We start from the raw sequence: 26,854 nt of genomic DNA, 5'->3' as shown, positions 1-26,854 counted from the left end.
TCGCCGTCGAGGATGGTTACATTCTCAAGAAGTTAAAGTTTCAACCACTTCGGTTGATCTCGATCCAAGGAGTTCACATGACCACCGCCACCGCCGCCCTGCCCAACCTTGCCGCCGGAACCTGGGCCATCGACCCGACCCACTCCTCCGTCGAATTTTCCGTACGCCACCTCATGGTCAGCAAGGTCCGCGGCAGGTTCGACGAGTTCAGCGGCGCGATCACGGTAGCGGAGGATGGCACCGCCTCGGTCAGCGCCGAGATCCAGATCGCGTCCATCGACACCAAGCACGAGGGCCGCGACGGCCACCTCAAGTCCCCCGACTACTTCGACGCCGAGCAGTTCCCGACCGCCACGTTCAAATCGACCGGCCTCCGCGCGAAGGGTGACGACTACGTGGTCGAAGGCGAGTTCACCCTCCGCGGCGTGACCCGTACCATCGAGCTCGCACTCGAGTTCAACGGCGTCAACCCCGGAATGGGCCACGGAGCGGTGGCCGGCTTCGAGGCCACCACCGTCATCAACCGCAAAGACTTCGGTATCACCGTCGACATGCCGCTCGAGACCGGCGGCGCCGTGGTCGGCGACAAGATCACCATCACCCTCGAGATCGAGGCAGCCCTACAGTCCTGATCCACACAGGTGCGCGCCCGTCCTACTCCATGGGGACGGGCGCGCACCTCTAGGCTGGGCGGGTGAAGAAGTACCTGCTCGCTCTGTTGCTCGATGCCGTCCTCGTCGTCGTGTTCTGCGCCATCGGTCGCAGCAGTCACGGCGAAGCGAACGCGCTGGCGGGGCTGGCCGGCACCGCGTGGCCATTCCTCACCGGCCTGGCGGTCGGTTGGATCGCCACTCTCGCGCTCTACCGAGACAAGTTCGATGCCCTCTTGATCGTCCCGACTGGAATCGTGTTGTGGCTTTCGACGCTCTTCGTTGGCATGATTTTACGTATCGCCAGCAACCAGGGAACGGCGCTAAGCTTCATCATCGTGGCGGGAACCGTTCTCGCCGTGTTCCTCCTCGGCTGGCGTGCCGTCGCGAAAGCACTCACGAGGACGGCCGCCACACGAAAGTAGACAAAACCGTATAGCCGGCGCCGGGCACCGACTCGATATGAGACAGGTTCCTCATGAGTGAAACACTCGATCCGCAACTGGACGAGAAGAAAACCAGTCGCGGCTTTTTCGGCCAACCGCTCGCCCTGTCGAACCTGTTCGGCGTCGAGATGTGGGAGCGATTCTCCTTCTACGGGATGCAGGGCATCCTGCTCTACTACCTCTACTACTCGGTAGCCGATGGCGGCTTGGGGATCTCCCAGACCACGGCTACCAGCATCGTCGGCGCCTACGGCGGCACGGTGTACCTCTCGACCATCCTCGGCGCCTGGATTGCCGACCGCATACTCGGCTCCGAACGCACACTGTTCTACAGCGGTGGGCTGATCATGCTCGGCCACATCGCCCTCGCAGTACTGCCCGGCCTCGGGGGTGTCGGCGTCGGCCTCGTCTGCGTGGCCTTCGGCAGCGGAGGCTTGAAGGCCACCGCAACATCGCTCGTCGGCGATCTCTACGAGGAGGGCGACGACCGCCGCGACGCGGGATTCTCCATCTTCTACATGGGGATCAACGTCGGTGCCCTGGTCGGCCCTCTGCTCACCGGCTGGGCTCAGAGCACCATCGGCTTCCATGCCGGCTTCGCGCTCGCCGCGATCGGCATGGCCCTCGGACTCGCCCAGTACACGATCGGCCGCAAGCGGCTGCACGGCATCGGCGCCACCCCACCGAACCCGCTTCCACGGGATCAGCGCAGTCGGTGGATCTTGATCGGCGTCGCCGCGGTGGTCTTTGTCGTGGCGCTGAGCTTGGCCGGCGTGATCAACGCCGACGATTTGTCGAACATCGTCATCGGGTTGACGATCGTGGCAACCGTCATCTACTTCCTCGTCATCCTGACGAGCAAGCGGATCACGGCCGTGGAACGCAGCCGCGTCTACGCGTTCATCCCGATGTTCATCGCCAGCGCGGTGTTCTGGTCTCTGTTCCAGCAGCAGTTCACCACCGTCGCGGTGTATGCCGATCAGCGACTCAACCGGAACGTGCTCGGCTGGGAATTCCCACCAACGTGGGTGCAGTCGCTCAACCCGGTCTTCATCATCATCTTCGCGGGAATCTTCGCAACAGCATGGACCAAGCTGGGCCACCGCCAGCCGTCGACCCCGATGAAGTTCGCGGCCGGTACCACCATCATGGGTATCGCCTTCTTGGCGTTCATCCCGATGTCCGGCGGCGGTGCCAACAGCGCGCCGGTGCTCGGTCTGGCCGGCATCCTGCTGCTGTTCACGTTCGCCGAACTGCTGCTGTCCCCGGTCGGCCTGTCACTGTCGACCAAGTTGGCGCCCAAGGTCTTTCACACTCAGATGGTAGCGCTCTTCTTCCTGTCGATAGCACTCGGAACTGCCATGGCGGGCACCCTCGCCGGCTACTACAACGAGAACAACGAGGTTCCGTACTTCACGGCGGTCGGACTCGGATCCATCGCCGTGGGTGTCATCATCGCCGTCGCCGCTCCGAAGATCAAGCAACTGATGAAGGGCGTCCACTGACGACTCAGGCGTCTCCTCTACTCCCTGACGAACTCAGCGCACCCACAGCCAGAGCGCCAGACCGAATCCCGCCATCGCGATGGAGACTCGGAGCACGGACGGCGGTATCCGTTTGACGACTGGTGGCCCGCACCAGCCACCGGCCAGGGCGCCTATCGCCATCGCGGCGGCGGCTCCCCAATGGACAGGGCCGAACACTGCGAATCCTATGGCCGCCACCAGATTCGCGATGCCAAGCAGGAAACTCTTCAGCACCGTCGCGCGCCAGATCGTCTCCGAGGTGAGGATCAGGGCGATCGCCAAGAAGATCACACCGGCGCCCGCGCCGAAGTACCCACCGTAGATCGCGACGACAAACAACGACACCGAGTATGTGCGTGGCATGTCACGTTCACCCGCCAGGTTGCGGATCCGCGGTTGCAGCAGCAACGCCAGTGCTGCGAACGCCACCATGAAAGGCACGATCGCCTCGAACGACCCCTCGGGGGCTGCCAGCAGGATCCCGGCACCGACAATTCCACCCACAGCCGAGTACAGCGCCCAACGCCACACCTTGGGGCCGGTGTCGGCTATCTCCTTGCTCGAGTTCGAGAGTGCTCCGACACCGACCGCAACTATGGCAACGGTATTGGTGACGTTCGCCGCCACCGGGGACAGACCGACGGCGAGCAGCGCAGGATACGACACGATCGAGGCCAAGCCCGTCACAAAGCCGACCAGTCCCGCGAAGAACCCCGCTACGACGAGAAAGCCGAGATCCAGCACGGTCACGAAGTGGAACTTACTCCTGCACAGCTACTCTTCAGCGCAAGAAGCGCCCCGCAGCCTCGACGGCCGGTGCCGAACTGTCGGCTCCGGCGATGAATACTGCGAACGCCAGGTCGTCCCTGATTCCGACGAACCAGCCATGGGCCGGGCCGCCCTCCGATTCCGCTGTGCCGGTCTTCCCGAGAAGCCCCGGAATATCCTGCAGCGCAGTGGCAGTTCCATCGGTGACAGTCTCACGCATCATTGTTCGCAGGTCGGCGGTGACGTCCGCGGGCACCGGTGGAGGTGTCTGGTCCGCGGTACCCGGCTGCCCTTGAACGAGCATCGGCAAGGGAGTCGAACCGTTCGCGATCGATGCGGCGACCATTGCCATACCGAACGGCGAGGCGGTCACCTGGCCCTGCCCGATTCCGGATTCGACTCGGGCGGCGGAACTGTCGGCGACGGGCACGCTTCCGGTGACGGTCGTCAACCCGGGGGTCACGTAGTCGACCCCCAAGCCGAATTGCAAAGCGGCCTTCTGGAGTGCGTCGGCCGGCAACCCCGCAGCCAACCGACCCATGGTGGTGTTGCACGAGTGGGCGAAGGCGGTGTGCAGCGGAACGTCGCCGAGATCGAACTCGTCGTCGTTGGGAATCTGCCTGCCATCGATGTTCTCGGTGCCGGGGCAGGGCAGGATCGTGTCGGGTGCGACGACGCCTGCCTGCAGTGCCGCCGACGTCGTTACCGTCTTGAATGTCGACCCCGGCGGGTAGAGACCGGTCAGCGCAATGGGGCCGACCGCGTCCGCGGGGGCGTTCTGCGCCACCGCCAACACAGCCCCGGTCGAAGGCCGCAGCGCGACGATTGCAGCCTGCTGCGGAACACTGGCGAGCGCCCTCTCTGCCGCCATTTGCATCGGCAGGTCGAGGGTCGTTGCAATGTCGGGCGCGTCGGGGCCCGGCTCGCCGGCGATGGTCTCGGCGGACCCGTCCTGCGCGACCAGTTGGACCGCCCAGCCCGCCGACTCATCCTGCCCCTGCTGCCACAGGTCACCGAGGTCGGACAGTGTCGGAGAAGCCAGCGCCTTGTCGACCGTGATCAGCCTGGCTTGCGGGACCAGCGTCACTGAGTCGAGTTGCTGCAACTGCGACTCGATCGGCGCAATGTCCTCGGCCCGCAAGGAGATGGCCGTGACCGCCTGGCCATCGGCGCCGTCCAACTGCTGCTGCAACGAGGCCGCGGTGATCGTGGGTTCGATGGGAGCCAGTAGCGCGGCCACCGCCGCGGTGTCCGCGCCCGGTTCGAGATTGACCAGTGTCACCACCTGTTGTTCGAGGATCGGATCGCCGGAAGCGGCGAGGACTCTCGCGGGCGTACCGGATGTGGTCGTGTAGCGAAGGGTTGTGTCGTCGGTCAGACCGGGCGCGAGCACTGCTGGGTTCCAGACGATCTTCCAGTCGTCGCCCTCCTTGGTGGCGTTACCGGAGGTGCTGTACTGCCACTGCTGGTCCGGCGCAAAGGGCCATGACACGTCCATCGTGAAGGTTCCGTCGCCATCTGACTCCTCGGCGCCGGTGCGGGTGAATGTCCCGTCCGTGTTGCCGAGCCCGTCGTACATCGCCGTGATCGCGGCGGCAGCGGCATCCGGATCGGTGGTGAGGTCTGCCGCGGCCTGCACATCGTCGTTGTTCAGTGCTTCGGCGAACTGCTGTGCCACGGTGTCGGGCTGGTCGGGGCCGAAGAATCCGCAGGCAGAGAGCACCGTCGCGAGTACGACTATCCCCGGCACAACCTTGCGGCTGCGGGCGGGACGGGCGGCGGCGTGACGAACGGTTGAGGTGCGCACGGATTCGATCATGCCTGACGTAGTGGCGCGCCACGAGAAAACGGTGTAATCATGTAATTAGTACTCCAAGTTGGTGCTCATATCACCAGACTGCAAGGTGTCGACAAGCTCTCAGGAGGACGCCATGAAGAACGCACACGGCCCCCGCGGTCGCCGCTTCGGACGGCCCGGCGGATGGCAGCAAGCAGACGTTCCCGACGCAAGCGACGCAGCCGACTGGTTCGGCGGCCGCCTACCCGACGACTGGTTCACAGGACCGGCCACCATCGAGGTTGACCGCGAGGAGATCGTGGTGATCGGCGAGTTGCCACCCGTCGAATCTGGTGACTCGGGTTCCGGTGACTCTGGTTCCAGTGAATCGGGTTCCGGTGAATCAGGTTCAAGGGCCGCAGTAGACGGCCGCATCGCCCGATTCCGCGAGTCGACCAGAGCGGCCCGTATGCAGATCGCCGACGAGGCTGAGTTGCGCTACGGACGCAAGGTGGCATGGGGTGTCACCATCGACGGACGCACCACGCTGTTCACACACCTCGCCGTCCCGGTGATGACCCGACTCCGCCAACCCGAACGCAAGGTTCTCGACACACTCGTCGACGCCGGGGTGGCGAGGTCTCGATCGGACGCTCTGATGTGGACCGTGAGGCTGGCCGGCAAACACAGCGAGCAGTGGCTGACCGAACTGCGCGAAGCGATGGCGAAGGTCGACGAACTCCGAGCCGACGGCCCCCAGATCTAATTCGATTGCGCAAATATCGGTGGCGCCCTACCGTGGACATTGCCAACATGCACACGAGTCGATAGGAACGGTCCATTGCTCCTGAAGAGGTAGTCCGCGAGTCTTCATCCGCACCTTCCTCTGGAGTACACCATGGCCCAGTCATACCTATCTCTCTCCGATCTCACGTTCACCTGGCCTGACGGCGAACCCGTCTTCGAAAGCCTCGATGCTGTCATCGGTACTGGGCGTACAGGCCTCGTCGGCCTCAACGGCTCAGGCAAGTCCACACTGCTCCGGTTGATCGCCGGTCGCCTGCACCCCGACCGCGGGTCGGTGACGGCCCGGGGCGAGCTGGCGTACCTTCCGCAGGACATCACACTCGATCCGACTCTGCGGATCGACCGGATCCTGGGCATCGCCGACCTCCGGGGGGCGTTGCACCGCATCGAGTCCGGTTGCGGTACGGCCGCTGATTTCGATGTCGCCCAAGGCCACTGGGACATCGAGGAACGCGCGCTGTCCACTCTTCGGCGACTCGGCCTAGGGAGCGTGCTGCGGAATGCATCCGACCTCGATCGCACCGTTGGCAATCTGTCCGGCGGCGAGACCATGCTGCTATCCCTCACCACACAGTTGCTGAAGGACCCGGAAATCCTCCTCCTCGACGAGCCCACGAACAATCTCGACGCCGAATCCCGGAGCAGACTCTACGAAGTAGCGCAACAGTTCTCGGGCACGCTGCTGGTGGTCAGCCACGACCGCGACCTGCTCGACTTGATGGACTCCATCGCGGAACTGCGTGGTGGCGAGATTCGCATGTTCGGAGGCAACTTCAGCACCTACCTCGAGACGATCGAGGCCGAGCAGGAGGCCGCGAGGGCCGCGGTGCGCGATGCGCGAAACGATATGGAGAAGCAAAAGCGGGAACTGGCCGAGGCCCGCATCAAGCTCGACCGCCGTAAACGCTACGGGCAGAAAATGTTCGAAAACAAGCGTGCGCCGAGAGCTGCGATGAGACTTCAGAAGCGTACGGCGCAGGAGTCGGCGGGCAAGCTGCGCAGCAGCCATATCGGCAAGGTCGAAGAAGCAAAGGAGACGCTTACCGAAGCGGAGAGCGCGTTACGCGACGACCGCGAGGTGCGAATCGACCTCCCGGATACGGAGGTGCACTCCGGCCAGCAGGTTGTGTCTGTCCGAAACGCATGCCTTCCGAGCGGGCATCCGGTCTCGTTCGATGTCACTGGCCCCGAGCGCATCGCCATAGTCGGCCCCAATGGCGTCGGTAAGACCACGCTGCTCGAGACTGTTGTCGCGGCCGGACCTCGAGTACCTTTCAAGACCCTGCCGCAACGGCTCGACGTATTCGACGAGTCGCTGACGGTGGCCGAGAACGTCGCGGCTGCTGCACCGCATGCGTCCGCGCAACAGATCCGCGCTCACTTGGCCAGGTTCCTGTTCCGGGGCAACGATTCCGATGTGCGCGCATCCGCATTGTCCGGTGGGGAACGACTTCGGGCGGCACTCGCGACCATCCTGCTGGCCGAGCCGGCACCTCGCCTACTGCTGATGGACGAACCCACCAACAACCTCGACCTGCCGAGCCTCGCGCACCTTGCACAGGCGCTTCGCAGCTACCGGGGAGCACTGATCGTGGTGAGCCACGATCGACAGTTCTTGAGCGATCTCGGCGTCACCCGTTGGCTGGAACTGACCGACGAGGGTCTTCGCGACTATGAGAGTCCGTAGGCCCTACATCGTGATCTTGTCCAATCGCGACTTGATGAAATCGGCTGAAATGACGGGCTCGAGGCCGGCGACGGTTCCGATCGGCGGAGCGAGAGGTGTCACCCGAGCGTCGTGGTTGAGTTCATAGAAGAAGATGAGCGAGACGAGGTCTTCCTCAGGAGCCCCGGCTTGAGGCGGCAGGACTCGGTGCCGACCCGACGGCCAGCGCCTTCCGCTCCAGTATTCGAGGAGATCACCAATGTTGACGGTGAGAGCCTCCGGGTCGTAAGGCGCGTCTTCCCAGCCTCCCTCTTCGGTGTATACCTGGAGCCCGCCTTCGCCCGGTTCCCGGTCCAGAACGGTAACGGTGCCGAAATCGGTGTGTGGCCCGATACGGAACTGACCGGATTCGGGCTCACCCACCGTCGCGAGCGGTGGGTAGTGGTTGAGCTTGAACATCCACGTCGGCCGATCGGTGCACCCTTCGAAATAGTTACCGGGCAACCCGAGCGCAGTCGAGAGCAACGCCAAGAGCTCGTTGGACAACTTGCGCACCGCCTCGGTATAGGCGGTGAGGAGAACACGTAGTTCCACCACTTCGGCAGGCCACACATTGGGGCCGAACCACACGTCATCGACGACGGGGTCTCCGACAGGCGTCTCGGGCCCGGCGGTAAACGACTCCTTGAGATCCGGGGGCGTCTCGGTGCCCTCGGCGTACCCGTCCGCCTCCATACCCGGCGGGATCCAGCCGCGTCCGCCGACGATCGTCGAGTACTGAGCCTTCACCTCTTCGGGGAGCGCGAAGAACTTGCGCGCGGCGGCCCGCACATCGGCGACCAGTTCGCGTGGGACTCCGTGCTCGCGGACCAGCAGAAACCCGGCGCGTTGGAGGCCTTCATCCACTTCCCGGGCGACATTGGCGGCGGACTCGCCGCCTGCCCGCCAGAGTGAAAGGTCGATGGTGGAAATCGGGGTCATCTGGTCACTCCAATTCCTTCGTTCCAGAGTTCGTGTTGATTCACATGAGTCCGGACGTGAGATCGATACCTTCTCCAGCTTCCGCAGTCGAACCTGCGAGCACAACTGTTCATGCCTCATAAATCCGCCGGGCAGCGGTTTGGAGTGCACTCCAGGCCTACCACGTCGTACCGTTGAATGATGGCTACCATCGGTACCACAATGCTCGGTAGTTCGCTCACCGTATCCAACATGGGTTTCGGAGCAATGGCTTTCGCACCGCCCTACGGCGGAATCGATTCCGAGAAGGCGCTTGCGACACTGCACCACACGGTGGACCTCGGAGTGACCTTCATAGATACCGCAGATGTGTACGGTGCCGGCGACAATGAGCGATTGCTCGCTCGGTTCCTAAAGGATCGACGCGATGACGTCACGCTTGCCACCAAGTTCGGAATTCAAGGCGAGACCAGGAAACTCCGCGAGGGTGGCGTCTCGATACGAGGAGACCGTACGTACGTCCACGAGGCGGCGGACGCGAGTTTGCAACGACTCGGGATCGACACGATCGATCTCTACTACATGCATCGCCGTGACATGTCGGTACCCATCGAGGAAACTGTCGGCGCGATGTCCGAACTGGTGACGGCGGGCAAGGTGCGCCATCTCGGACTGTCGGAGGTGACGGCCGAAGAACTCGGAGCAGCGCACGCCGTGCATCCGATCAGCGCGGTCCAGTCGGAGTGGAGCATCTGGAGCCGCGACGTCGAAACGCAGGTCGTCCCCGCGGCGGCTGCGCTGGGGGTCGGGTTCGTCCCCTATTCTCCACTCGGGCGAGGCTTTCTCACTGGAACGGTCACCGACGTCGACTCGTTGGCGCCCAACGATTTCCGCCGAACACTGCCACGATTCGCGGAGGGCACGCTGCAACGGAATCTAGGCGCGATGGACGCGGTCAAAGCCGTCGCAGACAAAGTCGGAGCCACCCCCGCGCAGATTGCGCTGGCATGGCTCTACGCACAGGGCGCCGAGTTCCGCATACCGGTCGTGCCCATTCCCGGGACCCGCCGCGCAGAACGGGTGGACGAGAATGCCGGTGCTCTCGACATCGAACTGAGCAAGGCCCAGATGGCCGTGCTGAACTCGGTCCGAAACCACGTCGAAGGTGCGCGTTCGCAGGATCCGCAGTGGATATCGCAGGGCCGCGAATCCTGAACACTGCCACGATCTCGACCGTCCAGCCCAGACACCTCCACGTCGGGTACGAGCGCGCTCGATGCGAAGGACGAACAGAAATCTTGGGCAGGGGTTTATTTCAAAACGGGTCGACCCGTAAGGTAAAAGTATGACTGCTGCAGAACACGCACCGGGGCGTCCACGTGACAGGCGCACGCACGATGCCATCATCCGCACCACCGAGGAATTGATTACCGAACATGGCTACGCGGGTACCTCGATCGGTGCCATCGCCACCCGTGCCGGCGTGGGCAAAGACGCGATCTATCGCCGTTGGTCCGGCAAGCCGGAACTGGTCTACGAGGCGCTGTTCACCACAACCGATGTCGGACCCGTCCCCAACACTGGCACCCTGGCCGGGGATATCACCCAGTTCACCCAGGACCTCGTCGACGAGTTCTCTGCACCGGCCGCCGCAGCCGCACTGCCTGGCCTGTTGGCCGACTTTGCGGCCGATTCCGTACTACGGGGGCGCCTGCGATCAACTTTCCTGGCTCCGGCCAGGGAGCGAATGGTCGAGATTTTCGAGCGCGCCGTCGCGTCCGGCGAACTCACCGATGACGTAGATGTAGAGCTGATCCTCGACACACTCGCCGGCGCGGTCTTCTTCCACGTGGGATTGATGGGCGAGCCCGTCCACGCGGAACTGGCCAACCAACTGGCCGACGTCGTCACAAGCGGGGTCGGAGCCCGATGAACGGCATGCTCATCGCCGCGGGCGTCACAGCGGCTGCCGTCTCTGCAATTCACCTGACGGCCGGGCACGTCGATACGGTCCGACCCCTGCTTGCCTCCGCCCTTGCCCAGGTCCCCAAACGCACCATGCACGCGGTGTGGCACCTGGTCAGCGCGGACCTGGTCCTCGCTGCAGCCGCCCTCATATTCCTCGGGCTGGCGCAGCCGGAGGGAACGCAACTCGTGGGGCTACTGATAGGGGTGTATTTTGCTGCCTACTCAGGCGTGTTTCTCGTGATAACCCTGACCTTCGACGGCTGGACACGACTGTTTCGGCTGCCCCAATGGCTGCTCCTACTCCCCATATCCGTCCTCGCTCTGCTGGGGTCCGTGTGAGCCGCGCTCTCAGTTCGCCAGCAATCCCTTCGCGATATGCGTTACCTGAATCTCGTTGCTGCCGGCGTAGATCATCAGCGACTTCGCGTCGCGAGCGAGTTGCTCCACGCGATACTCCGTCATGTAGCCGTTGCCGCCGAAGAGTTGGACGGCTTCCATCGCAACATCGGTAGCAGCCCGCGAAGAATAGAGCTTCATCGCAGATGCCTCCGCCAGGCTCACCTGATCACCCGCCGCGGTGCGCTCGATGGCATTGAAGACCATGTTCTGCACGTTGATCCGCGCCACCTCCATCTCGGCGAGTTTGAGTTGGATGAGCTGGAACTGCGCGATTTCCCTGCCCCACGTCTTGCGGGTTTTCGCGTAGTCGATGCACAGTCGGTGGCACTCGTTGATGATGCCGAGAGCCATCGTCGCGATACCGATTCGTTCAGCGGCGAAATTCTCCTTGGCGCTGGACTTCCCGTCGGAACTGCCGCCGTCTTCGGTCTCGCCCAGCAATCGGTCTCGGGTGATCCGCACGTTGTCGAAGAACAACTCGCCGGTGGGCGAGGAATTCATGCCCATCTTCTTGAACGGTGCCCCCTGGGTGAACCCCTCCATGCCGGCATCGAGAACGAAGGCGAGGACCTTGCGGTCGCGGCGATCGAGGGAAGTATCCCCCTCGTCGAGCTTGGCATAAACGATGACGACGTCCGCAAATGGACCGTTGGTGATGAACGTCTTCTGGCCGTTGAGAATGTAGTCTTCCCCGTCGCGCCGGACGTAGGACTTCATGCCGCCGAATGCGTCCGAACCGGAATCTGGTTCGGTGATCGCCCACGCGCCGACTTTCTCGAAGGTGACCAGGCCGGGAAGCCAGCGCTCCTTCTGAGCCAGCGTCCCGCGACTGCGGATGGTTCCGGCGGTCAACCCCAGGCTCACACCGAGTGAAACGACGAGTCCCAGGCTCACGCCGGCCAGTTCGGCGTTCATGACTACGCCCATGCTCCCCGCTCCGCCGAGTCCTCCGGACTTGTCCTGCTTCGCCTTGTCGCCCTTGCCTTCGCCACGCTCACGGGCGAGCGACTTCTCCAGCGCGTCACGGGCCATCTCGTCCAGCCCGAACGTGGTGAAAAGTTTGCGGATGATGTCGAAAGGCGGCATCGCGCCGGACTCCAACTGGTCGACGTGCGGTCGGATCTCCTTGTCGATGAACTCGCGAATCGCGTCGCGGAACATCACATCGGTGTCGGACCACTCATACATGCCGTGCACTCCAATCACCTGGGCAATGGGCTTGATGAAGGGGATTCATGCAAATACCGGGTGTGACTCAAATACCGAACCTGGCGCAAATATAGAACATGTTCCGCGGTTCGGCTTCAGAACTTCGACACGCTCGATCGTCGCCGGGTTCGGTGCTGCCACTAAAGTTGTGCCGTGACATTCATCAAGGTCTGCGGTCTGCGTGACGAAAGCTCTGTCGATGCCGCTGTGCGCCTCGGCGTCGAAGCAGTGGGCTTCGTCTTCGCCGAGAGCGTCCGCCGGATATCCGCGCAGGATGCGGCGCCGCTGGTCCGCCGCACCACGGACGACACCGTCGCGGTGGGCGTGTTCAAGGGCGCTCCCGTTGCCGAGGTGATCGAGGTTGCCTCAACGGCAGGTGTGGGCACGGTTCAGGTGCACGACCTGAAGTCCGCCGATGAAGTGAACCGGCTACACGAGGCGGGTCTCCGCGTGATTCGAGCGATAACCGCAGGTGACGGTTCCGGCGACCTCGGCGCAGACCATCTTCTCGTCGACGGGGCGACCGCCGGCGCCGGAGTGCCTTGGGACTGGACCGGACAGAGTAGGCCCGCCGGTGACTGGATCCTTGCCGGCGGACTTCACCCGGGCAACGTGAGGACGGCCATCGAACAAACCGGCGCGTGGGGCGTCGACGTATCGAGCGGCGTCGAATCGTCTCGGGGTGTGAAGGACGTGGCGCTGATCGAGCAGTTCGTCGCCACGGTCCGATCCGGAGCCTGACTCAGTCCGGCATCCCCGACACGGCATCTTCCGCGTCCCAGGCCGCGAGAACGGTGCGGATACCCGCGACCAGGGCAAGCGGCTGGTCGATCATCACGTGATGTCCCGCGGCGGGGATCTCGGCCACCACGGCTGCGGGCCCGAAACGGCGACGCATGCTGTCCATCATCGCGTCGTCGATGATGCCGTTCTCGGCGCGGAAATAGGCGATGCGACAGCGCGGGTCTGATCCGTGCAGATGATCGCTACCGCTGCGGTTGAAGACAGTGGGGTCGAACTTCCACGACCATCCGCCCTCCACCTCGCACAGCGAGGTCTGAGCTACGTGACGCCGAACTGCGGGTACTGCAGAGTCCTGGGGCGGCACGAATCTGAAGCGTTCGAGTGCCTCGCTGCTGGACGGATAGACCTTTTTCGGGCCGAAGGAGAGTTGTCTGCGCGCCTCTTCTTCTTCAGGGGTGCGGGCACGGACGGGAGAATCGATGATCTGCACACCTGCGAGATCTTCACCGAACAGCCGGGCAGCCACATAGGACACGATTCCACCCATACTGTGCCCGATGAAAACGGGTGCACCGGAAATTCCGGCCGGCTTCGCTACACCGAGCGCTTCTTCAGCCCACTGCTCCAGACCGTACTTCGGGCGCCGGTCGCTGTCGCCGTGTCCGGTGAGGTCGAGCGCGACCACCCGGCACCCGTCGGCCAGCATCGGCGCCACGTGATCCCACCATCGGCTGTGGGCAGCGCCACCGTGTACCAGGACCATGCCTGGCGAGTCCGTCGGACCCCAGGCGCGATAGTGAACCTGCGCGCCTGCTACATCGACGCGGCCCGTCTCGACCGGAGATGCCAACGCCGAAGTGAACCAGTCAGGCGCATCCGTCTGCACGTTGTCCATTCACCGAACATACCTACTCCACGCCTACTCCACGCGGTCGGTTCAGCTCCGCCTAGAGGAGGTCCAGCATCGCCGCAACCGCGTACTCGACCACCGGGAACTTGTCGGGCGACAGATCGTGGCGAGCGCCGTCGAGCTCGACGAGTGTGGTCTTTGCCGGAATCAATTCGAGCGACGCCCGCATCTCGTCGGTGGTGGCGAACGGGTCCTTCGACCCGTGTACCAGCACGGACGGGGTGTGCAGACCGGGTAGGTGCTCGGTGCGGAGTTTCTCCGGCTTGGCCGGTGGATGCAGCGGATACGACAGCAGCAATAGAGCGTCGATGAGTTCGGGCTGTTCGGCGGCGAGCATCGACGCCTGCCTACCGCCGTACGAGTGCCCGCCCGCCCACACCGGCGCCGTCACCAACTCCCGCATGACGGCCACCGCTGCGGCGATGCCGTCACGGTCCGCCGCCGCCTTCGACGGGTGCGGGGGACCGGACGCACGAGCCTGCCGGAACGGAAGGTCGAACCGCAGGACCGTCACCCCGCGATCCACGAACCCCTCGGTCACCGCTGTAAGAAGCTTTGTGTTGCAATCACTTCCAGCACCGTGCGTGAGCGCAAGGCCGGCCACCGTGTCACCCGTCGGGCGATGGAGGTGTCCGCGTACACCGTCATGTTCCAGCAGCTCGCTCATGCGTTCACGGTATCGCCCCTCGATCCCCCTCCTGGTCTCGATCATCTGCCGGACGTGCGCCGAGGCGTCGTTCGGGTACGCCGAAGACGCGGCTGCCGCCGAGTAGCATGGATGCAGGTTCGAGGCGATGGCTGCTCGCGTCGACGTGACACGTACATCGGCCCCGGCGCCGGCGCACCTCGGGAGATCGGAAATGCGCATCGGGCGAATCGTGAACCTCGTCGTGATCGTCTGGCTGGTCATCGGCGCCGCCGCCGTGTTCCAGCGGGGGTACTTCGACGAAGTGGCGGACAATTGCTCCACCGCCGCGACGATCGCCGCGACGGTGCTCGTCGGCCCGCTGAACTATACGGGCGCGAACCCGAAGGTCGATTGCGAACTGCCTCAACCCAGTCAGTAGCTTCGCGCCGCCAAGACGAAACGAGGAATCACCGTGATCATTCTCGGAATCATCCTGTTCGTCATCGGTCTCCCCTTGCAGATCCCACTCTTCACGACACTCGGAATCATTCTTCTCGTGATCGGTCTCGTGATGGCGCTACTGGGCGTGATGGGCCGCGCCGTCGGTGGCCGAAAGCGGTGGCATTAGCAAACGGCGATCCGTCGCGTTCGACTCGAAATACCCTGTCTTACAATGGCAGTTGAACCGAGACTATGCGGGGGCTTGATCTTCGGGCTCGACCTGTTGCACTGCGGCCCGCTCTGCCTGGTTCCCAGGAATCCCTTTCGCCTCGCGCTCGGCGGCGACGCGTTCTTCCATCGCATCGACGAGGTCTGCGATCCGCTGATACTCGGGAAGTTGCTGATCGTTGCGATCCGAACTCAGGTCGTCCGCACTACTTCCCGAGTGCGGCACTCGGCGTCGTTCCATTCCGGTACGCACACTTCGAATTGTACGCCCCGGAAACGACCGGAGCCGTTCCGAAGCTTCGGAACTGGACGCTCGTCCATTAGAATTGGCGACCTTGATACTTCGAACTCTGTTGCCAGGCAACATCTTCAGAAGACCAATTTCCTCGAGGTCGCACACGACAACACTCTTTCCGACCGGACACGTCACCACCGTCGCGGGCGTGCAACCAGTTCGATGCGCAATCGACACCGCCCCGCGAGTACACGCCATCGGCACCTCGTACTCTGGACGCCGAACCGCTCGAAGGAGGACCGATATGCCGGCAGTCACCACGCCTCACGTGTTCGTTCACCGCGCTGGTGATCGGCTGAAGACCAGGGTGTCCTGGCTGGACTCGAAGCATTCGTTCTCCTTCGGCCAACACTACGACCCGGACAATACCCACCATGGGCTTCTACTGGTGAACAATGACGACACCGTGTCGGCGGGCCAAGGATTCGAGACTCACCCACACAAGGACATGGAGATCGTGACGTGGGTGTTGCGTGGCTCGCTCGTCCATCAGGATTCGATCGGCCACTCCGGCGTCATCTATCCCGGACTTGCGCAGCGGATGAGCGCGGGCAGCGGCATCATGCATTCCGAGAAGAACGACAGCTGGCGACTCGGGGGTGAACAGCATCAGGAGCCGGTCCGTTTCGTGCAGATGTGGGTAGTGCCCGACGAGGCCGGTCTCACCCCGGGCTACGAGCAACTCGAGATCGAGGACGAGGTCCTCAAAGGTGGTCTCGTTGTAGTGGCGTCCGGAATGACTGAATACCAAAATGATTCGGCGATTCGGATCAACAACAAGCACGCCGCCCTACATGTCGCGAGGATCTTCCCCGGCAAACCAGCGGTCCTGCCGGAGGCACCCTTCCTGCACGTCTTCGTTGCCAGGGGCACTGCTGAGATGGAAGGCGTCGGAACACTGTACGAAGGTGATGCCGTCCGTGCCAGCGCTTCGGGAGGCCAGCGGATCTCATCCGATTCCGGCGCCGAAGTTCTCGTCTGGGAGATGCATGCCCGTATCGGGGGGTGAATGGCATATTCTGCGCAACGCCGGAGCGTCCATCGATGGACGGTGTAAGTATGTAGGGATGACCACCGCTCATCACTCCGGAATCGACCTCAAACACCTCGATCCCGATACCCGCGCCCAGGACGACCTCTTTGTTCACGTGAACGGCGGGTGGATAGACAACTACGAGATTCCGGCGGACCGTGCCATCGATGGCGCATTCCGCACTCTGTACGACAAGGCAGAGGTCGACGTCCGGGCCATCATCGAGGAGGCCGCGGACTCCGGCGCCCCAGTAGGTTCCGACGCCCAGCGCATCGGTGACCTCTACAACAGCTTCATGGATGCCGACGCCGTCGAGTCCGCGGGCCTGACGCCGATCGCCGACGAGCTCGCCGCCGTCGCCGAGGCAGCCGACCTGTCCACGCTCGCCTCCGTCCTGGGCAAGCTGCAGCGCACCGGCGTCGTCGGCGTCGTGGGCCACTACGTAGACACGGACGCCAAGAACTCCGAACGCTATCTGGTGCACTTCAGCCAGTCAGGTCTGGGCCTGCCCGACGAGGCGTACTACCGCCAGGACGACCACGCCGGGATCCGCGAGGCTTACTTGGCGCACATCGCGAAGATGTTCGCCCTAGCCGGAATCGGCTACGACGCCCAGCGTGTCTTCGACCTCGAAACCAAGATCGCGGCCGGTCACTGGGACGTGGTCAAGCGCCGTGACGCCGAACTCAGCTACAACCTCGTCGCTTTGGGCGACTTGCCCGCGGGCCTGGACTGGACCCGATGGATCGACGCACTCGGCGCCACCGAGGAACAATTCGCGGAGATCGTCGTCGGCCAGCCCGACTACTTGACCGCATTGACCGAGCTGTGGGCGCCGGAGAATCTCGAGGATTGGAAGGCTTGGGCGACGTGGCGGATCATACTGACCCGCGCCCCGTACCTGACGCAGGAACTCGTCGACGAGAACTTCGCATTTTTCGGCAAGACGCTGACCGGAGCCGAGGAGAACCGCGAGCGCTGGAAGCGAGGCGTATCGCTGGTACAGGATCTCCTCGGCGAGGCCGTGGGCAAGCTGTATGTCGAGCGCCATTTCCCCCCCGACGCCAAAGCCCGTATGCAGGAACTCGTCGCCAACCTGCAGAAGGCATACCGCCGCAACATCACCGATCTCGAGTGGATGAGCCCGGAGACTCGGCAGGCCGCGCTACGCAAACTGGACAAGTTCACACCCAAGATCGGATACCCGGACAAGTGGCGCGACTACTCGGCAGTGACCATCTCCCGTGACGACCTGGTCGGAAACTACCGCAGTGGTTACGCGGCCGAGTACGACCACGAGCTCGGGAAACTCGGCGGACCCGTCGACCGCGGCGAGTGGTTCATGACCCCGCAGACGGTCAACGCGTACTACAACCCGGGCATGAACGAGATCGTCTTTCCCGCGGCCATCCTGCAACCTCCGTTCTTCGACGCGAACGCCGACGACGCCGCCAACTACGGCGGTATCGGCGCCGTCATCGGCCACGAGATCGGCCATGGATTCGACGACCAGGGCGCCAAGTACGACGGCGACGGCAACATGATCGACTGGTGGACCGACGATGACCGCAGCGAGTTCGGCAAGCGCACCAAGGCATTGATTGAGCAGTACAACCAGTTCGAGCCGAAGGCCCTTCCCGGGCACAACGTCAACGGCGAGTTCACCATTGGGGAGAACATCGGCGACCTCGGTGGGCTGTCCATCGCGATCGTCGCGTACCAGATCGCTACCGAGGGAACCGATCCGCCGGTTCTCGACGGCCTCACCGGGTTGCAGCGCGTGTTCTTCGGCTGGGCGCAGGTCTGGCGCACGAAAGCCCGCGACGCCGAAGCGCTCCGCCGCCTTGCGGTGGACCCACATTCACCACCGGAGTTCCGGTGCAACGGCGTCGTCCGCAATCTCGACACATTCCACGATGCGTTCGACGTGAGACCCGGTGACGCGCTCTATCTCGAGCCGGAGCAGCGGGTGAAGATCTGGTAGGTCCACTACCGCGCAGGTCCACCAGAAATGCCGTAGCCCGCACAATGATTTGTGCGGGCTACGGCATTCTTTCGATCAGCGTGGGCTCAGCGGTTCCAGTCGCCCAATCCGTCCGAACCGCTCAGGGTGCCGCCGGCGGTGTTCTTCACGATCACCGCGTCACCCTTCTTCGAGTTCTCGTAGAACCACTTGCCGTCCTCGGTGCTGACGTTGAGGCAGCCGTGGCTGACATTGCGACGGCCCTGATCGTTCACCGACCAGGGGGCGGCGTGCACGAAGATGCCGCTGTATGACATACGGGTGGCGTACTCGACATAGGTGCGGTAGCCCTCCGGGGCGTCGACCGGCACGCCGTAGGTGGACGAGTCCATGTACATGTCACGGACCCTCTCGCCGATGATGTACGTGCCGTTCGGCGTCTCGTACCCGGGCTTACCCATCGACGTCGGCATGGTCTTGACGACCTCACCGTTGACGGTGACGGTGATCTCCTTGGTGTTGTCGTCCGCGGTGGCGACAAATGCATCGCCGATGTCGAACGTGGAGTGCGAATCGCCGGCATCGACGGTGACCTGAGTGTTCGCGGGCCAGAACTCGGTGGGCTTCCAGCGCACCTGATCATCGCGGGTCCAATAGAACCCACCCTCGACGGGCTGGCTGGTGGTGACCTTGATAGCACGCTCAGCTGCGGCGCGGTCATCGATCGTCTCGTTGAAACTGATGATCACCGGCTGTGCGACACCGACGACTTCACCGTTGCCGGGGTTGATGGACGGTGCCGAGAAATTCGCCGGTTCGGGAAGCGGCGGTTGTGCTGAGCCGAACAGCCCAGGAATGTTGGGAATCTCCGGTCCACCGGGAAACAGCGGTACGGCATGCCCGGCTCCCGCCAGTGCCGTCGCCGAGAGCACTGCCCCGGCCGCCGTGACGGCGACACGCGAGGCCCAGCGCATCCGCCTGGAAGTACCGGTTCTTGACAGAGCCATGCATAACCCTCTCGTTCGACGACGTAGCTACGCTCATCCCCGACGGATCGTTAGCGCGTCTACCAATTAAACACATCGACAGGCAGGGGGCAATTTTGGAACCCAGCGCCCCTGTCGTGCGCTGCTACTCAGGAATCCGCACGAGCTGCGGCCAGCATGCTTTCAATGGTGGTCAGCTTGGCTCGAGGCCGACCAGCCGACTTTCCCGCGGCACTCTCGGTCTTGTCGATGCGCTGCCAGCCCTGGAAGTCGATGGCAGCGGGCGCTCGGTCGGCAAGAAGTCGGTCGAAAGCCTCGCGCTCGTCGGGCTCGCCCAGCCTTACCGCGGAGAAATCGTCGATCAGCATTTTCACGGTCTCCGCAGAGCAGAATTTGTTGGTACCGATCACACCGGTCGGCCCGCGCTTGATCCAGCCGGCCACATACACGCCGGGCAGTGGCGTTCCGGTGTCCGGATCGATTACCCGGCCATTCTCGTTGGGGATGATGCCGCGGCGGTCGTCGAAGGGGATGCCGGCCATAGGTCGACCGCGGTAGCCGATCGAGCGCAACACAAGATTCGTAGTCAGCGTCGTGGTGACGTCGGACGGTTTCGCCATCAGCGCACCGGACGCTCCGACGACCATGTCGTTCTTGGCGATGCACACTTCTTCGACCGATTCGGCGCCCACAATCTCGACGGGCGAGGTCAAGAACCGCAACACGATGCGCTTTTTCGACGGATCGGCCGTGCGCCGGGCGAACTCCTCGACCTTCGTCACCTTGTCGCGCTGCCACGGCTCCGACTCGTCGCCGTCGATGAACGCACGACTCGCAGGATCGAGCACCGCCTCGTCCGGTTCGACGACGATGTCGACGTTCGGGATGCGGTCGAGGCCCAGAAGTTCGGGATACGTGTAGGCAGCCTGGGCCGGACCTCGCCGCCCGAGGATCACCACCTCGCGAATGTTGCTCGCCCGCAGCGCCTCGAGGGCGTGGTCGGCTATGTCGGTTTTGGCCAGAGCTTCGGGATCGGTGACGAGGATGCGGGCAACATCGAGAGCCACGTTTCCGTTGCCGACGATCACGGCCCTCTCACCCGACAGATCGAAAGTGTGGTCAGCGTAGTCGGGGTGACCGTTGTACCAGGCCACGAACTCGGTCGCGGCGTGACTGCCGATCAGATCCTCGCCGGGAATCCCCAGCTCGCGGTCGCCGGCAGCGCCAACCGCATAGATCACGGCGTGGTGATGCCGGAGCAGCTCCTCGTGGCTGATGTCCGTGCCCACGTCCACGTTGAAATGGCAGTGCACTGAACGCTTACCCATAGCCGTACGGAACAGGCCGGTGACGCCCTTGGTGCCCTGGTGGTCCGGCGCAACCCCTGCCCGCACCAGTCCGTACGGAGTAGGTAGACGGTCGAAGATGTCGACCTCGACACGCGGCTTGGCCGTCAATTCCATTGCTGCGTAGCAGGCGGCCGGACCGGATCCGACGATGGCGACACGGAGCGTTCCCAACGCCTCGTCGACCACCGGAAACTTCAACGGTTCGGGCCAGTCGGGGCCTATGGGGTATTTGGTGTAGTACTGCGCGTTGATGTCGAGGTACGGCTCGTCGATATCCGGGAGTTCGTTCTCGGCGTAGATCGCATCCACCGGGCATTCGTCAACGCAGGCACCGCAGTCGATGCAGGTGTCCGGATCGATATACAGCATCTCCGCGGTCGCGAAGGACTCCTCGTCAGGAGTGGGATGGATGCAGTTGACCGGACAAACATCGACGCACGAGGCGTCCTTGCAACACGGCTGCGTGATCACATAAGTCACGGTTCTCCCCTACCTGGATGCGCGCGCTCCGGCATCCTCGAACTGAGACCAGACTATAACGTGTTCCAGTTTTGGTCGAGAACCGAACCGCCTCGCTGCGGCATCGCCTATCTGGCGAGGTTCACCACACCGGGCCTCGCTGTGCACGCGGAATGCGTTCTCGGACTGTATATTTACAGAGATCGATCAGAGTGGCATATTGCATATCCGAACAAATGATTCGGTGCACCCACAACTCGATACCCCGGGACTCGCGGCGCGAGCCCTGAGACGACCTTGTTGTTTCTCTACGACAGGACGCGGAGATGGATCGGCAGAGCAATATTCTCGGTAGCCGTATGGTCAGAGGGAGGGTCCAGCAGCTCTTACTCGGGTTGACAGCCACTGCCACATTGGTAGTGGGCATGACCGGGATGGGGGCAGCGACTGCGACCGCCGACGAAGTCGTCGCCACCGTTCCTGCTGGGGACGCCCCGTCCTGGGTGGCGATTTCCCCAGACGGAACCCGTGCCTACGTCGCCAACGCCGGCAACAGCTCGGTGTCGGTGATCGACACCGGAACCAACAGCCTCATCGACACCGTCGCGGTTGGTCGTGACGCTGAAGGGGTGGCGGTCTCCCCGGACGGATCCCGCGTCTACGTCACCAGCACTGGAGACGACACGCTGTCCGTAATCGACACCGGTACCAACGCCGTCATCGACACCGTCACGGTTGACAGCCCGTACGGGGTGGCAGTCTCCCCGGACGGATCCCGCGCCTACGTCACCGCACGCACCGACAATACGGTGGTGGTAATCGACACCACCACCAATAGCATCGTCGACACCATCCCCGTCGGTAGCGTCCCCGAGTGGCTGGCCGTCACCCCTGACGGGTCCCGGGTCTACGTCGCAACTGAAGGGGACGGTTCGGTGTGGGTGATCGATACCACCACCGACACCGTGAGCAACACCATCCCCGTCTGGGGCCAACCTTTCGCGGTAGCGATCGCACCGGACGGATCCCGGGTCTACGTCACCAACTTCGCCGACAATTCGGTGTCGGTGATCAGCACCGCCACCGACACCCCCACCGCCAACATCCCCGTCGGGGAAGACCCGTTCGGGGTATCGATCACACCAGACGGATCCCGGGTCTACGTAGCCAACTTCGGGGACAATTCGGTGTCGGTGATCAACACCGCCACCCACACCGTGATCGACACCGTTCTCGTCGGGGTCGGCCCGTACAGCGTCGCGAACACCCCGGACGGGTCCCACGCTTACGCCACCAACCGCCTTCAGGGTTCGGTGTCGGTGTTCTAAGCATCCGCGTCAGTCGGCTTGGCTCGACTCCACGCGGAACCCGATCCTGACAGTCACCTGGTAGTGCCCGACTGCGCCGTTCTCGATGTGACCACGGGTGCTGACGACCTCGAACCATTCGAGGTTGCGCAAGGTCTCGTGAGCACGCGCGATCGCATTCTCGATGGCGGTATCGGTGCTCTCGGATGACGAACCGACGATCTCGACAACTCGGTATACGTGGTCACTCATGATGTTTCCTCGAGTTCGTTTGAGCCGTTGTATAGACGCATACTCACTTTAGGACGCTCGCCGAAGTCGGATCGGGAAGCTGCCACACCGCGCTGCCATTGTTCAGACATGCTTGCCTCGCAGAAAAATTGACGGCGAGGGACGGCCCACCCGCGCACACCACCCCCCTGTCCGGTTCCGCGACGAGCGCTTGCCCGCCCGGACCGCTGAGTACCAGCGCAGGGCCGGTCTCGGCGACAGTCCCGATGGCGACACTCTCCGGCCCGACCGCAACCGCGGCGACGGCTCCCCCTCGCGCTTCGGCGGCGCCGACACCACCGTCGAGACCGACCCCGAGTGCCACACCCGACTGGGCTGCGTCTGCGAAACCCACGCCGTCGTTGCCGAAGGCACTCGAACTGCTGCCCGGATCAGCGATGGCCCCGCACGCGGTGCGATCGACGATCGCGGTCTCACCCAGGCCGGCCTGACCTGTACAAGAAAGGGGGACGGCCGACGCGGTAGTCGGCGCCGACGTCAAGATTCCGAATGCCGCTGCAGCGACACCGAGAAGAACTCCCGCAGTAGTGGCTGTCGTATGTTCCATTGCGACCTCACCTCTTCCGACGCCGAAACTTGCGGAATCTACTTATGTGGCACTACCTGCGATCACGATCCCGACTGGGCTGTACCCGCTTCGGTTCGCCAGGCATTTTGGGGTAGTTGGGTGGATACGGGAGGTCGCCGAATCCGTTCGCGGCGTCCCGATCCGCCATCTCGAGCAGTGCGTCGAGCGACTGTGCCGCGTCATTCATGGTCGACATGGGGTCGCCGCGCTTGTCCAACAACGAAGGCACCGTCGAAATGGTGCAATCGTCGGGTTCGACGTCGACGAGTTCGTCCCAGGTCACCGGTGTGGACACCGTCGCGATCGGCGTCTTACGGGCCGAGTATGCAGATGCGATGGTCTTGTCTCGCGCGTTCTGATTGAAATCGAGGAAAATGCGCTCGCCCCTCTCCTCCTTCCACCAATTCGTGGTTGCCCGGCCCCCACTACGCCGCTCGATCTCGCGACACAGGGCGATACCTGCTCGCCGCACCTCGATGAAGTCCCACCGCTGTTCGATACGCAGGTACACATGCAGGCCGCGGCCCCCGGATGTCTTGGGAAAGCCGATGAAACCCAGTTCGTCCAGTAGTGGCCGCAGTACGTCCAGCGCGACCGCGCGGGCGTCCTCGAACCCGGTGCCGGGCTGCGGGTCCAGGTCGATCCGCAATTCGTCGGGATGTTCGACGTCGGGACACCGGACCGCCCACGGGTGGAAAGTGATGTTGCCGAGGTTCGCTGCCCAGACGATGTCCGGGGCACTTCGCACTCGCAGCACGTCAGCCTTCCGGCCCGAAGGGAATGTCACCTGGCACGAATCGACGTAGTCGGGGCGCTTCGCCGGAATGCGCTTCTGGTAGATCTCCTCGCCGTCGATACCGTCTGGGAACCGCTGCAGGTGCGTCGGCCGGTCGAGCAGGGCGCCGAGCAATGGGCCGCTTCGCGCAACCGAGCGGTAGTACTCCACCAAGTGCCGTTTCGTGCCGCCCTCGGAGCCGAGCTTCGGATAGTAGATCTTGTCTGGATTCGACAGCCGCACGGCGACGCCGTCGACGTCGAGTTCTTCGGCAGGGCTCGGCATCTACGAGCCTCCCGTCAGCACGTCGTCGAGGTCGTATCGCACTGGAACCTCCAGTTGCCCGAACGTGCATTCGTCGGGGGTCCGGTCCGGCCGCCAGCGCAGGAACCGCGCGGCGTGCCTGAAACGCGAACCCTCCATCTGGTCGTACGCCACCTCGACCACGCGTTCGGGCCGCAGCGGCACCCAGTGCCGGTCGTTGCCGGACCGCCAGCGGGTGGGCTCACCCTCGGCGACGACGTCCTCACCGATGCGCAGTTCCTCCAGTTCCGCAAGCAGTTCGACGCGCCGGGGCGAGGTGAAAGCCGATACACCCCCGACCATCGCCATCTGGTCACCGTCGTACAGCCCGAGCAGCATGGACCCGATACCCGCTTGACTCTTGTGCGGCCGGTATCCGATCACGACACAGTCTGCGGTGCGGGAATGCTTCACCTTCACCATTTCCCGCTTGTTCGGTAGGTACCGTCCGACGAGCTTCTTCGCTACCACGCCGTCGAGCCCGGCCCCCTCGAACATCTCGAACCACTCGGTCGCGGTCGCGCTGGATTTGGTGGCTGCGGTCACGTGACAGCTTGGTCCGCCACCGATGTTCTCGACCAACAGCGCGCGCCGAATCGCGAAGTCCTCCCTGCTCGAGTCCCGATCACCCAGAGCAAGCAGATCGAAGGCGACGAATTGGGCCGGAGTCTTCTCCGACAGCATCGTCACCCGACTCTCCGCCGGATGAATGCGTTCGGACAGCGATTCCCAGTCCAGCCGGGTACGCCCGTCGAGCTTTCGCGGTACGACGAGTTCGCCATCCACCACGCACCGCGGCGGCAGTTCGTCTCGTACAGCGCGCACGAGTTCAGGAAAGTACCGGGCCAGATCCTTTCCACCCCTCGAACCAAGGACCACCTCGTCTTCGTCGCGGAAGACGATGGTCCGGAATCCGTCCCATTTCGGCTCGTACAACCACGCAGCCCCGGACTCCGGTTGCGGCGGAACGCGCGACGCCGCCTTGGCCAGCATGGGCTGCAATGGCGGCATCACGGGAAGATCCACTAGTCCATAGTGTCACCACCGCCTGCCTCGAGATTGGCAAATGGGACGGAGTCTTGACTTCCTCCCGGTCCTCGAGGGCCGGTACCGATAGAGCGGTTACAACCAGTTGCGGCGCTTGAAGACCGTGAACAAGGTTGTACACGTAAGCGCCATCAACGACAGGGCGAACGGATACCCTAAATCCCAATGCAATTCGGGCATGAAGTCAAAGTTCATACCGTAGATGGTCCCGATCAGAGTCGGTGCGAAGAGAATCGCCGCGTACGCCGACACCTTCTTGATCTCTTCGTTTTGCTCGATGCTGGCATGGGTCAGATTGCGGATCTCCTCGTTCTGCTCCTGCGACACCAGCGTGGCGTTGACCTTCAGAATGTTCCCGAGTAACTGTCGAAAGTTGTCCGCCCGCTCGACCGCAACAGTCGCATGGTCGGTGACGTCCCGCAGATAGCGTTGCAGCTCGTCATTGGTGTTGTACTTGTCGAATCCCGCCGACAATCCCTGCAGCATCCCGAGCAGTGGCCTCGTCGCCCTCTGAAACTCGATGACCTCCCTGGTCAGTTCGTAGATGCGTCGGGACACTCCCGGCGCTCCGCTGAACACCTCGGTTTCGATCTCGTCGATGTCATTTTGCAGCCCGGACACCACCGGCGCGTATCCGTCGACCACCGCGTCGAGGATGGCGTAGAGAACAGCCTCGGTCCCGAGGCTCAGAAGGTCCGGATCGCTCTCCATCCTCCGCCGCACCGCTGACAGATCGGGTGACTCGCTGTGCCGGACGGTAAGCACGAAGTTGGGCCCGCAAAAGATGTGCAGCTCACCGAATTCGACACGCTCGGTCTCGTCGCAGTACCGCGCCGCGCGTAGGACCACGAACAACGTCTCCCCGTAGCGTTCGAGCTTGGGGCGCTGATGGGCGACGATCGCGTCCTCCACAGCCAATTCGTGCAGATCGAATTGTGCTGCCGCCGCATACAACTGGGATTCGTTGGGCCGGTACATGCCGATCCACGCCATCGACGCCGAGTCCCGCACACCCCCGAGAGCCTCGGCCAGGGTGGAGGGACTGGCGATTCTCTTGCCATCGCGGTAGACGGCGCTTTGGATCACTTTCCCGACAGCGCCTTGGACCACTTTCGCCTTGGAAGACGCGGCTTCGGTGGCACGGTGTGCGGCCGCGTCACCGGCGGCATCGACGTCGGTCAGACCAGTGGAACGGCTTGGCAGAAGAGAACGGATCGTACGCAACTGGGGCATGGTGGAGCTTTCGAAAAGAGGGCAGCACGACGCTGCCGGCGGGACACGGGCAGACCACAAGGTGAAACCGCGACACCCACCGGTGAAACGGTTTCAGCTGGTTCTGGGAGGTTGGCTT

At 63.5% G+C, this 26,854-nt stretch carries 28 protein-coding genes; 14 read left to right on the top strand and 14 right to left on the bottom strand.

Annotated elements, in window-relative coordinates:
* The first annotated feature begins 77 nt into the window (after nucleotides 1–77).
* The 3 genes from BFN03_RS00680 (at nucleotide 78) to BFN03_RS00670 (ending at nucleotide 2,601) form a co-directional block, all read left to right on the top strand.
* Complete coding sequence (locus BFN03_RS00680; RefSeq protein WP_070377394.1) at nucleotides 78–632, top strand: YceI family protein; 555 nt, start codon at nucleotides 78–80, stop codon at nucleotides 630–632.
* Between the two features lie 62 nt (nucleotides 633–694).
* Complete coding sequence (locus tag BFN03_RS00675) at nucleotides 695–1,075, top strand: DUF3054 domain-containing protein (protein ID WP_070377393.1); 381 nt, start codon at nucleotides 695–697, stop codon at nucleotides 1,073–1,075.
* Between the two features lie 53 nt (nucleotides 1,076–1,128).
* Nucleotides 1,129–2,601 carry a peptide MFS transporter gene (locus tag BFN03_RS00670; protein ID WP_070377392.1) on the top strand — a complete coding sequence of 491 codons (1,473 nt, stop codon included), beginning with the start codon at nucleotides 1,129–1,131 and terminating at the stop codon, nucleotides 2,599–2,601.
* Between the two features lie 33 nt (nucleotides 2,602–2,634).
* Here BFN03_RS00670 and BFN03_RS00665 read toward each other — a convergent pair whose 3' ends face one another.
* The gene (locus BFN03_RS00665; RefSeq protein WP_070377391.1) at nucleotides 2,635–3,372 is read right to left on the bottom strand and encodes a sulfite exporter TauE/SafE family protein; all 738 of its coding nucleotides are present in this window, start codon (nucleotides 3,370–3,372) and stop codon (nucleotides 2,635–2,637) included.
* A 31-nt stretch (nucleotides 3,373–3,403) separates the two neighbouring features.
* Nucleotides 3,404–5,209, bottom strand: coding sequence for a penicillin-binding transpeptidase domain-containing protein (locus BFN03_RS00660; protein WP_070377390.1), 1,806 nt, complete (start codon nucleotides 5,207–5,209; stop codon nucleotides 3,404–3,406).
* A gap of 112 nt (nucleotides 5,210–5,321) precedes the next feature.
* Here BFN03_RS00660 and BFN03_RS00655 point away from each other — a divergent pair, with 112 nt between their 5' ends.
* Both BFN03_RS00655 and BFN03_RS00650 read left to right on the top strand, forming a co-directional pair.
* Complete coding sequence (locus BFN03_RS00655; RefSeq protein WP_070377389.1) at nucleotides 5,322–5,933, top strand: hypothetical protein; 612 nt, start codon at nucleotides 5,322–5,324, stop codon at nucleotides 5,931–5,933.
* Nucleotides 5,934–6,065: 132 nt separating this feature from the next.
* Entirely contained in the window at nucleotides 6,066–7,661 is a 1,596-nt protein-coding gene (locus BFN03_RS00650; protein ID WP_070377388.1) for an ABC-F family ATP-binding cassette domain-containing protein, read from the top strand.
* Nucleotides 7,662–7,664: 3 nt separating this feature from the next.
* On the opposite strand, the gene BFN03_RS00645 is transcribed toward BFN03_RS00650, so the two are convergent.
* Nucleotides 7,665–8,621: an isopenicillin N synthase family dioxygenase gene (locus tag BFN03_RS00645; RefSeq protein WP_070377387.1), complete on the bottom strand. Its 957-nt coding sequence runs from the start codon at nucleotides 8,619–8,621 to the stop codon at nucleotides 7,665–7,667.
* 180 nt (nucleotides 8,622–8,801) lie between these two features.
* Between BFN03_RS00645 and BFN03_RS00640 the strand changes: the two genes are divergently transcribed.
* From BFN03_RS00640 to BFN03_RS00630, 3 genes are all read left to right on the top strand, one after another.
* Nucleotides 8,802–9,815 (top strand): aldo/keto reductase, encoded by a 1,014-nt coding sequence (locus tag BFN03_RS00640; protein WP_070377386.1) that lies wholly within the window; start codon nucleotides 8,802–8,804, stop codon nucleotides 9,813–9,815.
* Between the two features lie 130 nt (nucleotides 9,816–9,945).
* Entirely contained in the window at nucleotides 9,946–10,533 is a 588-nt protein-coding gene (locus tag BFN03_RS00635; RefSeq protein WP_070377385.1) for a TetR/AcrR family transcriptional regulator, read from the top strand.
* Nucleotides 10,530–10,907 carry a hypothetical protein gene (locus tag BFN03_RS00630; RefSeq protein ID WP_070377384.1) on the top strand — a complete coding sequence of 126 codons (378 nt, stop codon included), beginning with the start codon at nucleotides 10,530–10,532 and terminating at the stop codon, nucleotides 10,905–10,907. Before BFN03_RS00635 ends, BFN03_RS00630 begins: the two co-directional genes overlap by 4 nt.
* A gap of 9 nt (nucleotides 10,908–10,916) precedes the next feature.
* Here BFN03_RS00630 and BFN03_RS00625 read toward each other — a convergent pair whose 3' ends face one another.
* Nucleotides 10,917–12,155, bottom strand: coding sequence for an acyl-CoA dehydrogenase family protein (locus tag BFN03_RS00625; protein WP_070377383.1), 1,239 nt, complete (start codon nucleotides 12,153–12,155; stop codon nucleotides 10,917–10,919).
* A 174-nt stretch (nucleotides 12,156–12,329) separates the two neighbouring features.
* Here BFN03_RS00625 and BFN03_RS00620 point away from each other — a divergent pair, with 174 nt between their 5' ends.
* Nucleotides 12,330–12,917 carry a phosphoribosylanthranilate isomerase gene (locus BFN03_RS00620; RefSeq protein WP_070377382.1) on the top strand — a complete coding sequence of 196 codons (588 nt, stop codon included), beginning with the start codon at nucleotides 12,330–12,332 and terminating at the stop codon, nucleotides 12,915–12,917.
* 1 nt (nucleotide 12,918) lies between these two features.
* On the opposite strand, the gene BFN03_RS00615 is transcribed toward BFN03_RS00620, so the two are convergent.
* Both BFN03_RS00615 and BFN03_RS00610 read right to left on the bottom strand, forming a co-directional pair.
* Nucleotides 12,919–13,815 (bottom strand): alpha/beta fold hydrolase, encoded by an 897-nt coding sequence (locus BFN03_RS00615; protein ID WP_070377381.1) that lies wholly within the window; start codon nucleotides 13,813–13,815, stop codon nucleotides 12,919–12,921.
* 52 nt (nucleotides 13,816–13,867) lie between these two features.
* Entirely contained in the window at nucleotides 13,868–14,497 is a 630-nt protein-coding gene (locus BFN03_RS00610; protein ID WP_070380482.1) for an alpha/beta hydrolase family protein, read from the bottom strand.
* 193 nt (nucleotides 14,498–14,690) lie between these two features.
* On the opposite strand from BFN03_RS00610, the gene BFN03_RS00605 reads away from it, so the two are divergent.
* On the top strand, nucleotides 14,691–14,897 hold the full coding sequence (locus tag BFN03_RS00605; protein WP_070377380.1) for a hypothetical protein: 207 nt from the start codon (nucleotides 14,691–14,693) through the stop codon (nucleotides 14,895–14,897).
* Between the two features lie 33 nt (nucleotides 14,898–14,930).
* Entirely contained in the window at nucleotides 14,931–15,086 is a 156-nt protein-coding gene (locus tag BFN03_RS20540; RefSeq protein WP_198163332.1) for a DUF6131 family protein, read from the top strand.
* Between the two features lie 63 nt (nucleotides 15,087–15,149).
* Here the strand turns inward: BFN03_RS20540 and BFN03_RS00600 are convergent, their stop codons facing one another.
* The gene (locus tag BFN03_RS00600) at nucleotides 15,150–15,380 is read right to left on the bottom strand and encodes a hypothetical protein (RefSeq protein WP_232320387.1); all 231 of its coding nucleotides are present in this window, start codon (nucleotides 15,378–15,380) and stop codon (nucleotides 15,150–15,152) included.
* A gap of 286 nt (nucleotides 15,381–15,666) precedes the next feature.
* Between BFN03_RS00600 and BFN03_RS00595 the strand changes: the two genes are divergently transcribed.
* A complete protein-coding gene (locus BFN03_RS00595; RefSeq protein ID WP_070377379.1) occupies nucleotides 15,667–16,431 on the top strand; it encodes a pirin family protein in 765 nt (254 codons plus the stop codon).
* 58 nt (nucleotides 16,432–16,489) lie between these two features.
* Nucleotides 16,490–18,439 (top strand): M13 family metallopeptidase, encoded by a 1,950-nt coding sequence (locus BFN03_RS00590; protein ID WP_070377378.1) that lies wholly within the window; start codon nucleotides 16,490–16,492, stop codon nucleotides 18,437–18,439.
* Nucleotides 18,440–18,525: 86 nt separating this feature from the next.
* Here BFN03_RS00590 and BFN03_RS00585 read toward each other — a convergent pair whose 3' ends face one another.
* A complete protein-coding gene (locus BFN03_RS00585) occupies nucleotides 18,526–19,425 on the bottom strand; it encodes a L,D-transpeptidase (RefSeq protein WP_070377377.1) in 900 nt (299 codons plus the stop codon).
* Between the two features lie 128 nt (nucleotides 19,426–19,553).
* Nucleotides 19,554–21,233 (bottom strand): FAD-dependent oxidoreductase, encoded by a 1,680-nt coding sequence (locus BFN03_RS00580; protein ID WP_070377376.1) that lies wholly within the window; start codon nucleotides 21,231–21,233, stop codon nucleotides 19,554–19,556.
* Between the two features lie 305 nt (nucleotides 21,234–21,538).
* Here BFN03_RS00580 and BFN03_RS00575 point away from each other — a divergent pair, with 305 nt between their 5' ends.
* Nucleotides 21,539–22,540, top strand: coding sequence for a beta-propeller fold lactonase family protein (locus BFN03_RS00575; RefSeq protein WP_232320385.1), 1,002 nt, complete (start codon nucleotides 21,539–21,541; stop codon nucleotides 22,538–22,540).
* Nucleotides 22,541–22,549: 9 nt separating this feature from the next.
* Here BFN03_RS00575 and BFN03_RS00570 read toward each other — a convergent pair whose 3' ends face one another.
* From BFN03_RS00570 to BFN03_RS00550, 5 genes are all read right to left on the bottom strand, one after another.
* Nucleotides 22,550–22,771, bottom strand: coding sequence for a dodecin (locus tag BFN03_RS00570; RefSeq protein ID WP_070377374.1), 222 nt, complete (start codon nucleotides 22,769–22,771; stop codon nucleotides 22,550–22,552).
* A 43-nt stretch (nucleotides 22,772–22,814) separates the two neighbouring features.
* Nucleotides 22,815–23,357: a DUF6764 family protein gene (locus tag BFN03_RS00565; protein ID WP_070377373.1), complete on the bottom strand. Its 543-nt coding sequence runs from the start codon at nucleotides 23,355–23,357 to the stop codon at nucleotides 22,815–22,817.
* A gap of 52 nt (nucleotides 23,358–23,409) precedes the next feature.
* On the bottom strand, nucleotides 23,410–24,438 hold the full coding sequence (locus BFN03_RS00560; protein ID WP_070377372.1) for a DNA polymerase domain-containing protein: 1,029 nt from the start codon (nucleotides 24,436–24,438) through the stop codon (nucleotides 23,410–23,412).
* On the bottom strand, nucleotides 24,439–25,482 hold the full coding sequence (locus BFN03_RS00555) for an ATP-dependent DNA ligase (protein WP_070377371.1): 1,044 nt from the start codon (nucleotides 25,480–25,482) through the stop codon (nucleotides 24,439–24,441). It abuts the gene before it with no gap.
* 96 nt (nucleotides 25,483–25,578) lie between these two features.
* A complete protein-coding gene (locus tag BFN03_RS00550) occupies nucleotides 25,579–26,736 on the bottom strand; it encodes a magnesium and cobalt transport protein CorA (protein ID WP_070377370.1) in 1,158 nt (385 codons plus the stop codon).
* Between the last annotated feature and the right edge of the window lie 118 nt (nucleotides 26,737–26,854).

This window comes from Rhodococcus sp. WMMA185 (genome assembly GCF_001767395.1).
Taxonomy (GTDB): Bacteria; Actinomycetota; Actinomycetes; order Mycobacteriales; family Mycobacteriaceae; genus Rhodococcus_F.
This window is presented reverse-complemented; position numbering and strand designations above follow the sequence as displayed.

What these genes read in the sequence shown, in the direction of transcription:
- BFN03_RS00655 (WP_070377389.1), top strand. Translation starts at nt 5,322, where the DNA reads ATGAAGAACGCACACGGCCCCCGCGGTCGCCGCTTCGGACGGCCCGGC.
- BFN03_RS00585 (WP_070377377.1), bottom strand. Translation starts at nt 19,425, where the DNA reads ATGGCTCTGTCAAGAACCGGTACTTCCAGGCGGATGCGCTGGGCCTCG.
- BFN03_RS00670 (WP_070377392.1), top strand. Translation starts at nt 1,129, where the DNA reads ATGAGTGAAACACTCGATCCGCAACTGGACGAGAAGAAAACCAGTCGC.
- BFN03_RS00590 (WP_070377378.1), top strand. Translation starts at nt 16,490, where the DNA reads ATGACCACCGCTCATCACTCCGGAATCGACCTCAAACACCTCGATCCC.
- BFN03_RS00635 (WP_070377385.1), top strand. Translation starts at nt 9,946, where the DNA reads ATGACTGCTGCAGAACACGCACCGGGGCGTCCACGTGACAGGCGCACG.
- BFN03_RS00565 (WP_070377373.1), bottom strand. Translation starts at nt 23,357, where the DNA reads ATGGAACATACGACAGCCACTACTGCGGGAGTTCTTCTCGGTGTCGCT.
- BFN03_RS00650 (WP_070377388.1), top strand. Translation starts at nt 6,066, where the DNA reads ATGGCCCAGTCATACCTATCTCTCTCCGATCTCACGTTCACCTGGCCT.
- BFN03_RS00660 (WP_070377390.1), bottom strand. Translation starts at nt 5,209, where the DNA reads ATGATCGAATCCGTGCGCACCTCAACCGTTCGTCACGCCGCCGCCCGT.
- BFN03_RS00550 (WP_070377370.1), bottom strand. Translation starts at nt 26,736, where the DNA reads ATGCCCCAGTTGCGTACGATCCGTTCTCTTCTGCCAAGCCGTTCCACT.
- BFN03_RS00680 (WP_070377394.1), top strand. Translation starts at nt 78, where the DNA reads ATGACCACCGCCACCGCCGCCCTGCCCAACCTTGCCGCCGGAACCTGG.
- BFN03_RS00575 (WP_232320385.1), top strand. Translation starts at nt 21,539, where the DNA reads ATGGATCGGCAGAGCAATATTCTCGGTAGCCGTATGGTCAGAGGGAGG.
- BFN03_RS00560 (WP_070377372.1), bottom strand. Translation starts at nt 24,438, where the DNA reads ATGCCGAGCCCTGCCGAAGAACTCGACGTCGACGGCGTCGCCGTGCGG.
- BFN03_RS00645 (WP_070377387.1), bottom strand. Translation starts at nt 8,621, where the DNA reads ATGACCCCGATTTCCACCATCGACCTTTCACTCTGGCGGGCAGGCGGC.
- BFN03_RS00630 (WP_070377384.1), top strand. Translation starts at nt 10,530, where the DNA reads ATGAACGGCATGCTCATCGCCGCGGGCGTCACAGCGGCTGCCGTCTCT.
- BFN03_RS00605 (WP_070377380.1), top strand. Translation starts at nt 14,691, where the DNA reads ATGCGCATCGGGCGAATCGTGAACCTCGTCGTGATCGTCTGGCTGGTC.
- BFN03_RS00615 (WP_070377381.1), bottom strand. Translation starts at nt 13,815, where the DNA reads ATGGACAACGTGCAGACGGATGCGCCTGACTGGTTCACTTCGGCGTTG.
- BFN03_RS00595 (WP_070377379.1), top strand. Translation starts at nt 15,667, where the DNA reads ATGCCGGCAGTCACCACGCCTCACGTGTTCGTTCACCGCGCTGGTGAT.
- BFN03_RS00640 (WP_070377386.1), top strand. Translation starts at nt 8,802, where the DNA reads ATGGCTACCATCGGTACCACAATGCTCGGTAGTTCGCTCACCGTATCC.
- BFN03_RS00625 (WP_070377383.1), bottom strand. Translation starts at nt 12,155, where the DNA reads ATGTATGAGTGGTCCGACACCGATGTGATGTTCCGCGACGCGATTCGC.
- BFN03_RS00610 (WP_070380482.1), bottom strand. Translation starts at nt 14,497, where the DNA reads ATGAGCGAGCTGCTGGAACATGACGGTGTACGCGGACACCTCCATCGC.
- BFN03_RS00570 (WP_070377374.1), bottom strand. Translation starts at nt 22,771, where the DNA reads ATGAGTGACCACGTATACCGAGTTGTCGAGATCGTCGGTTCGTCATCC.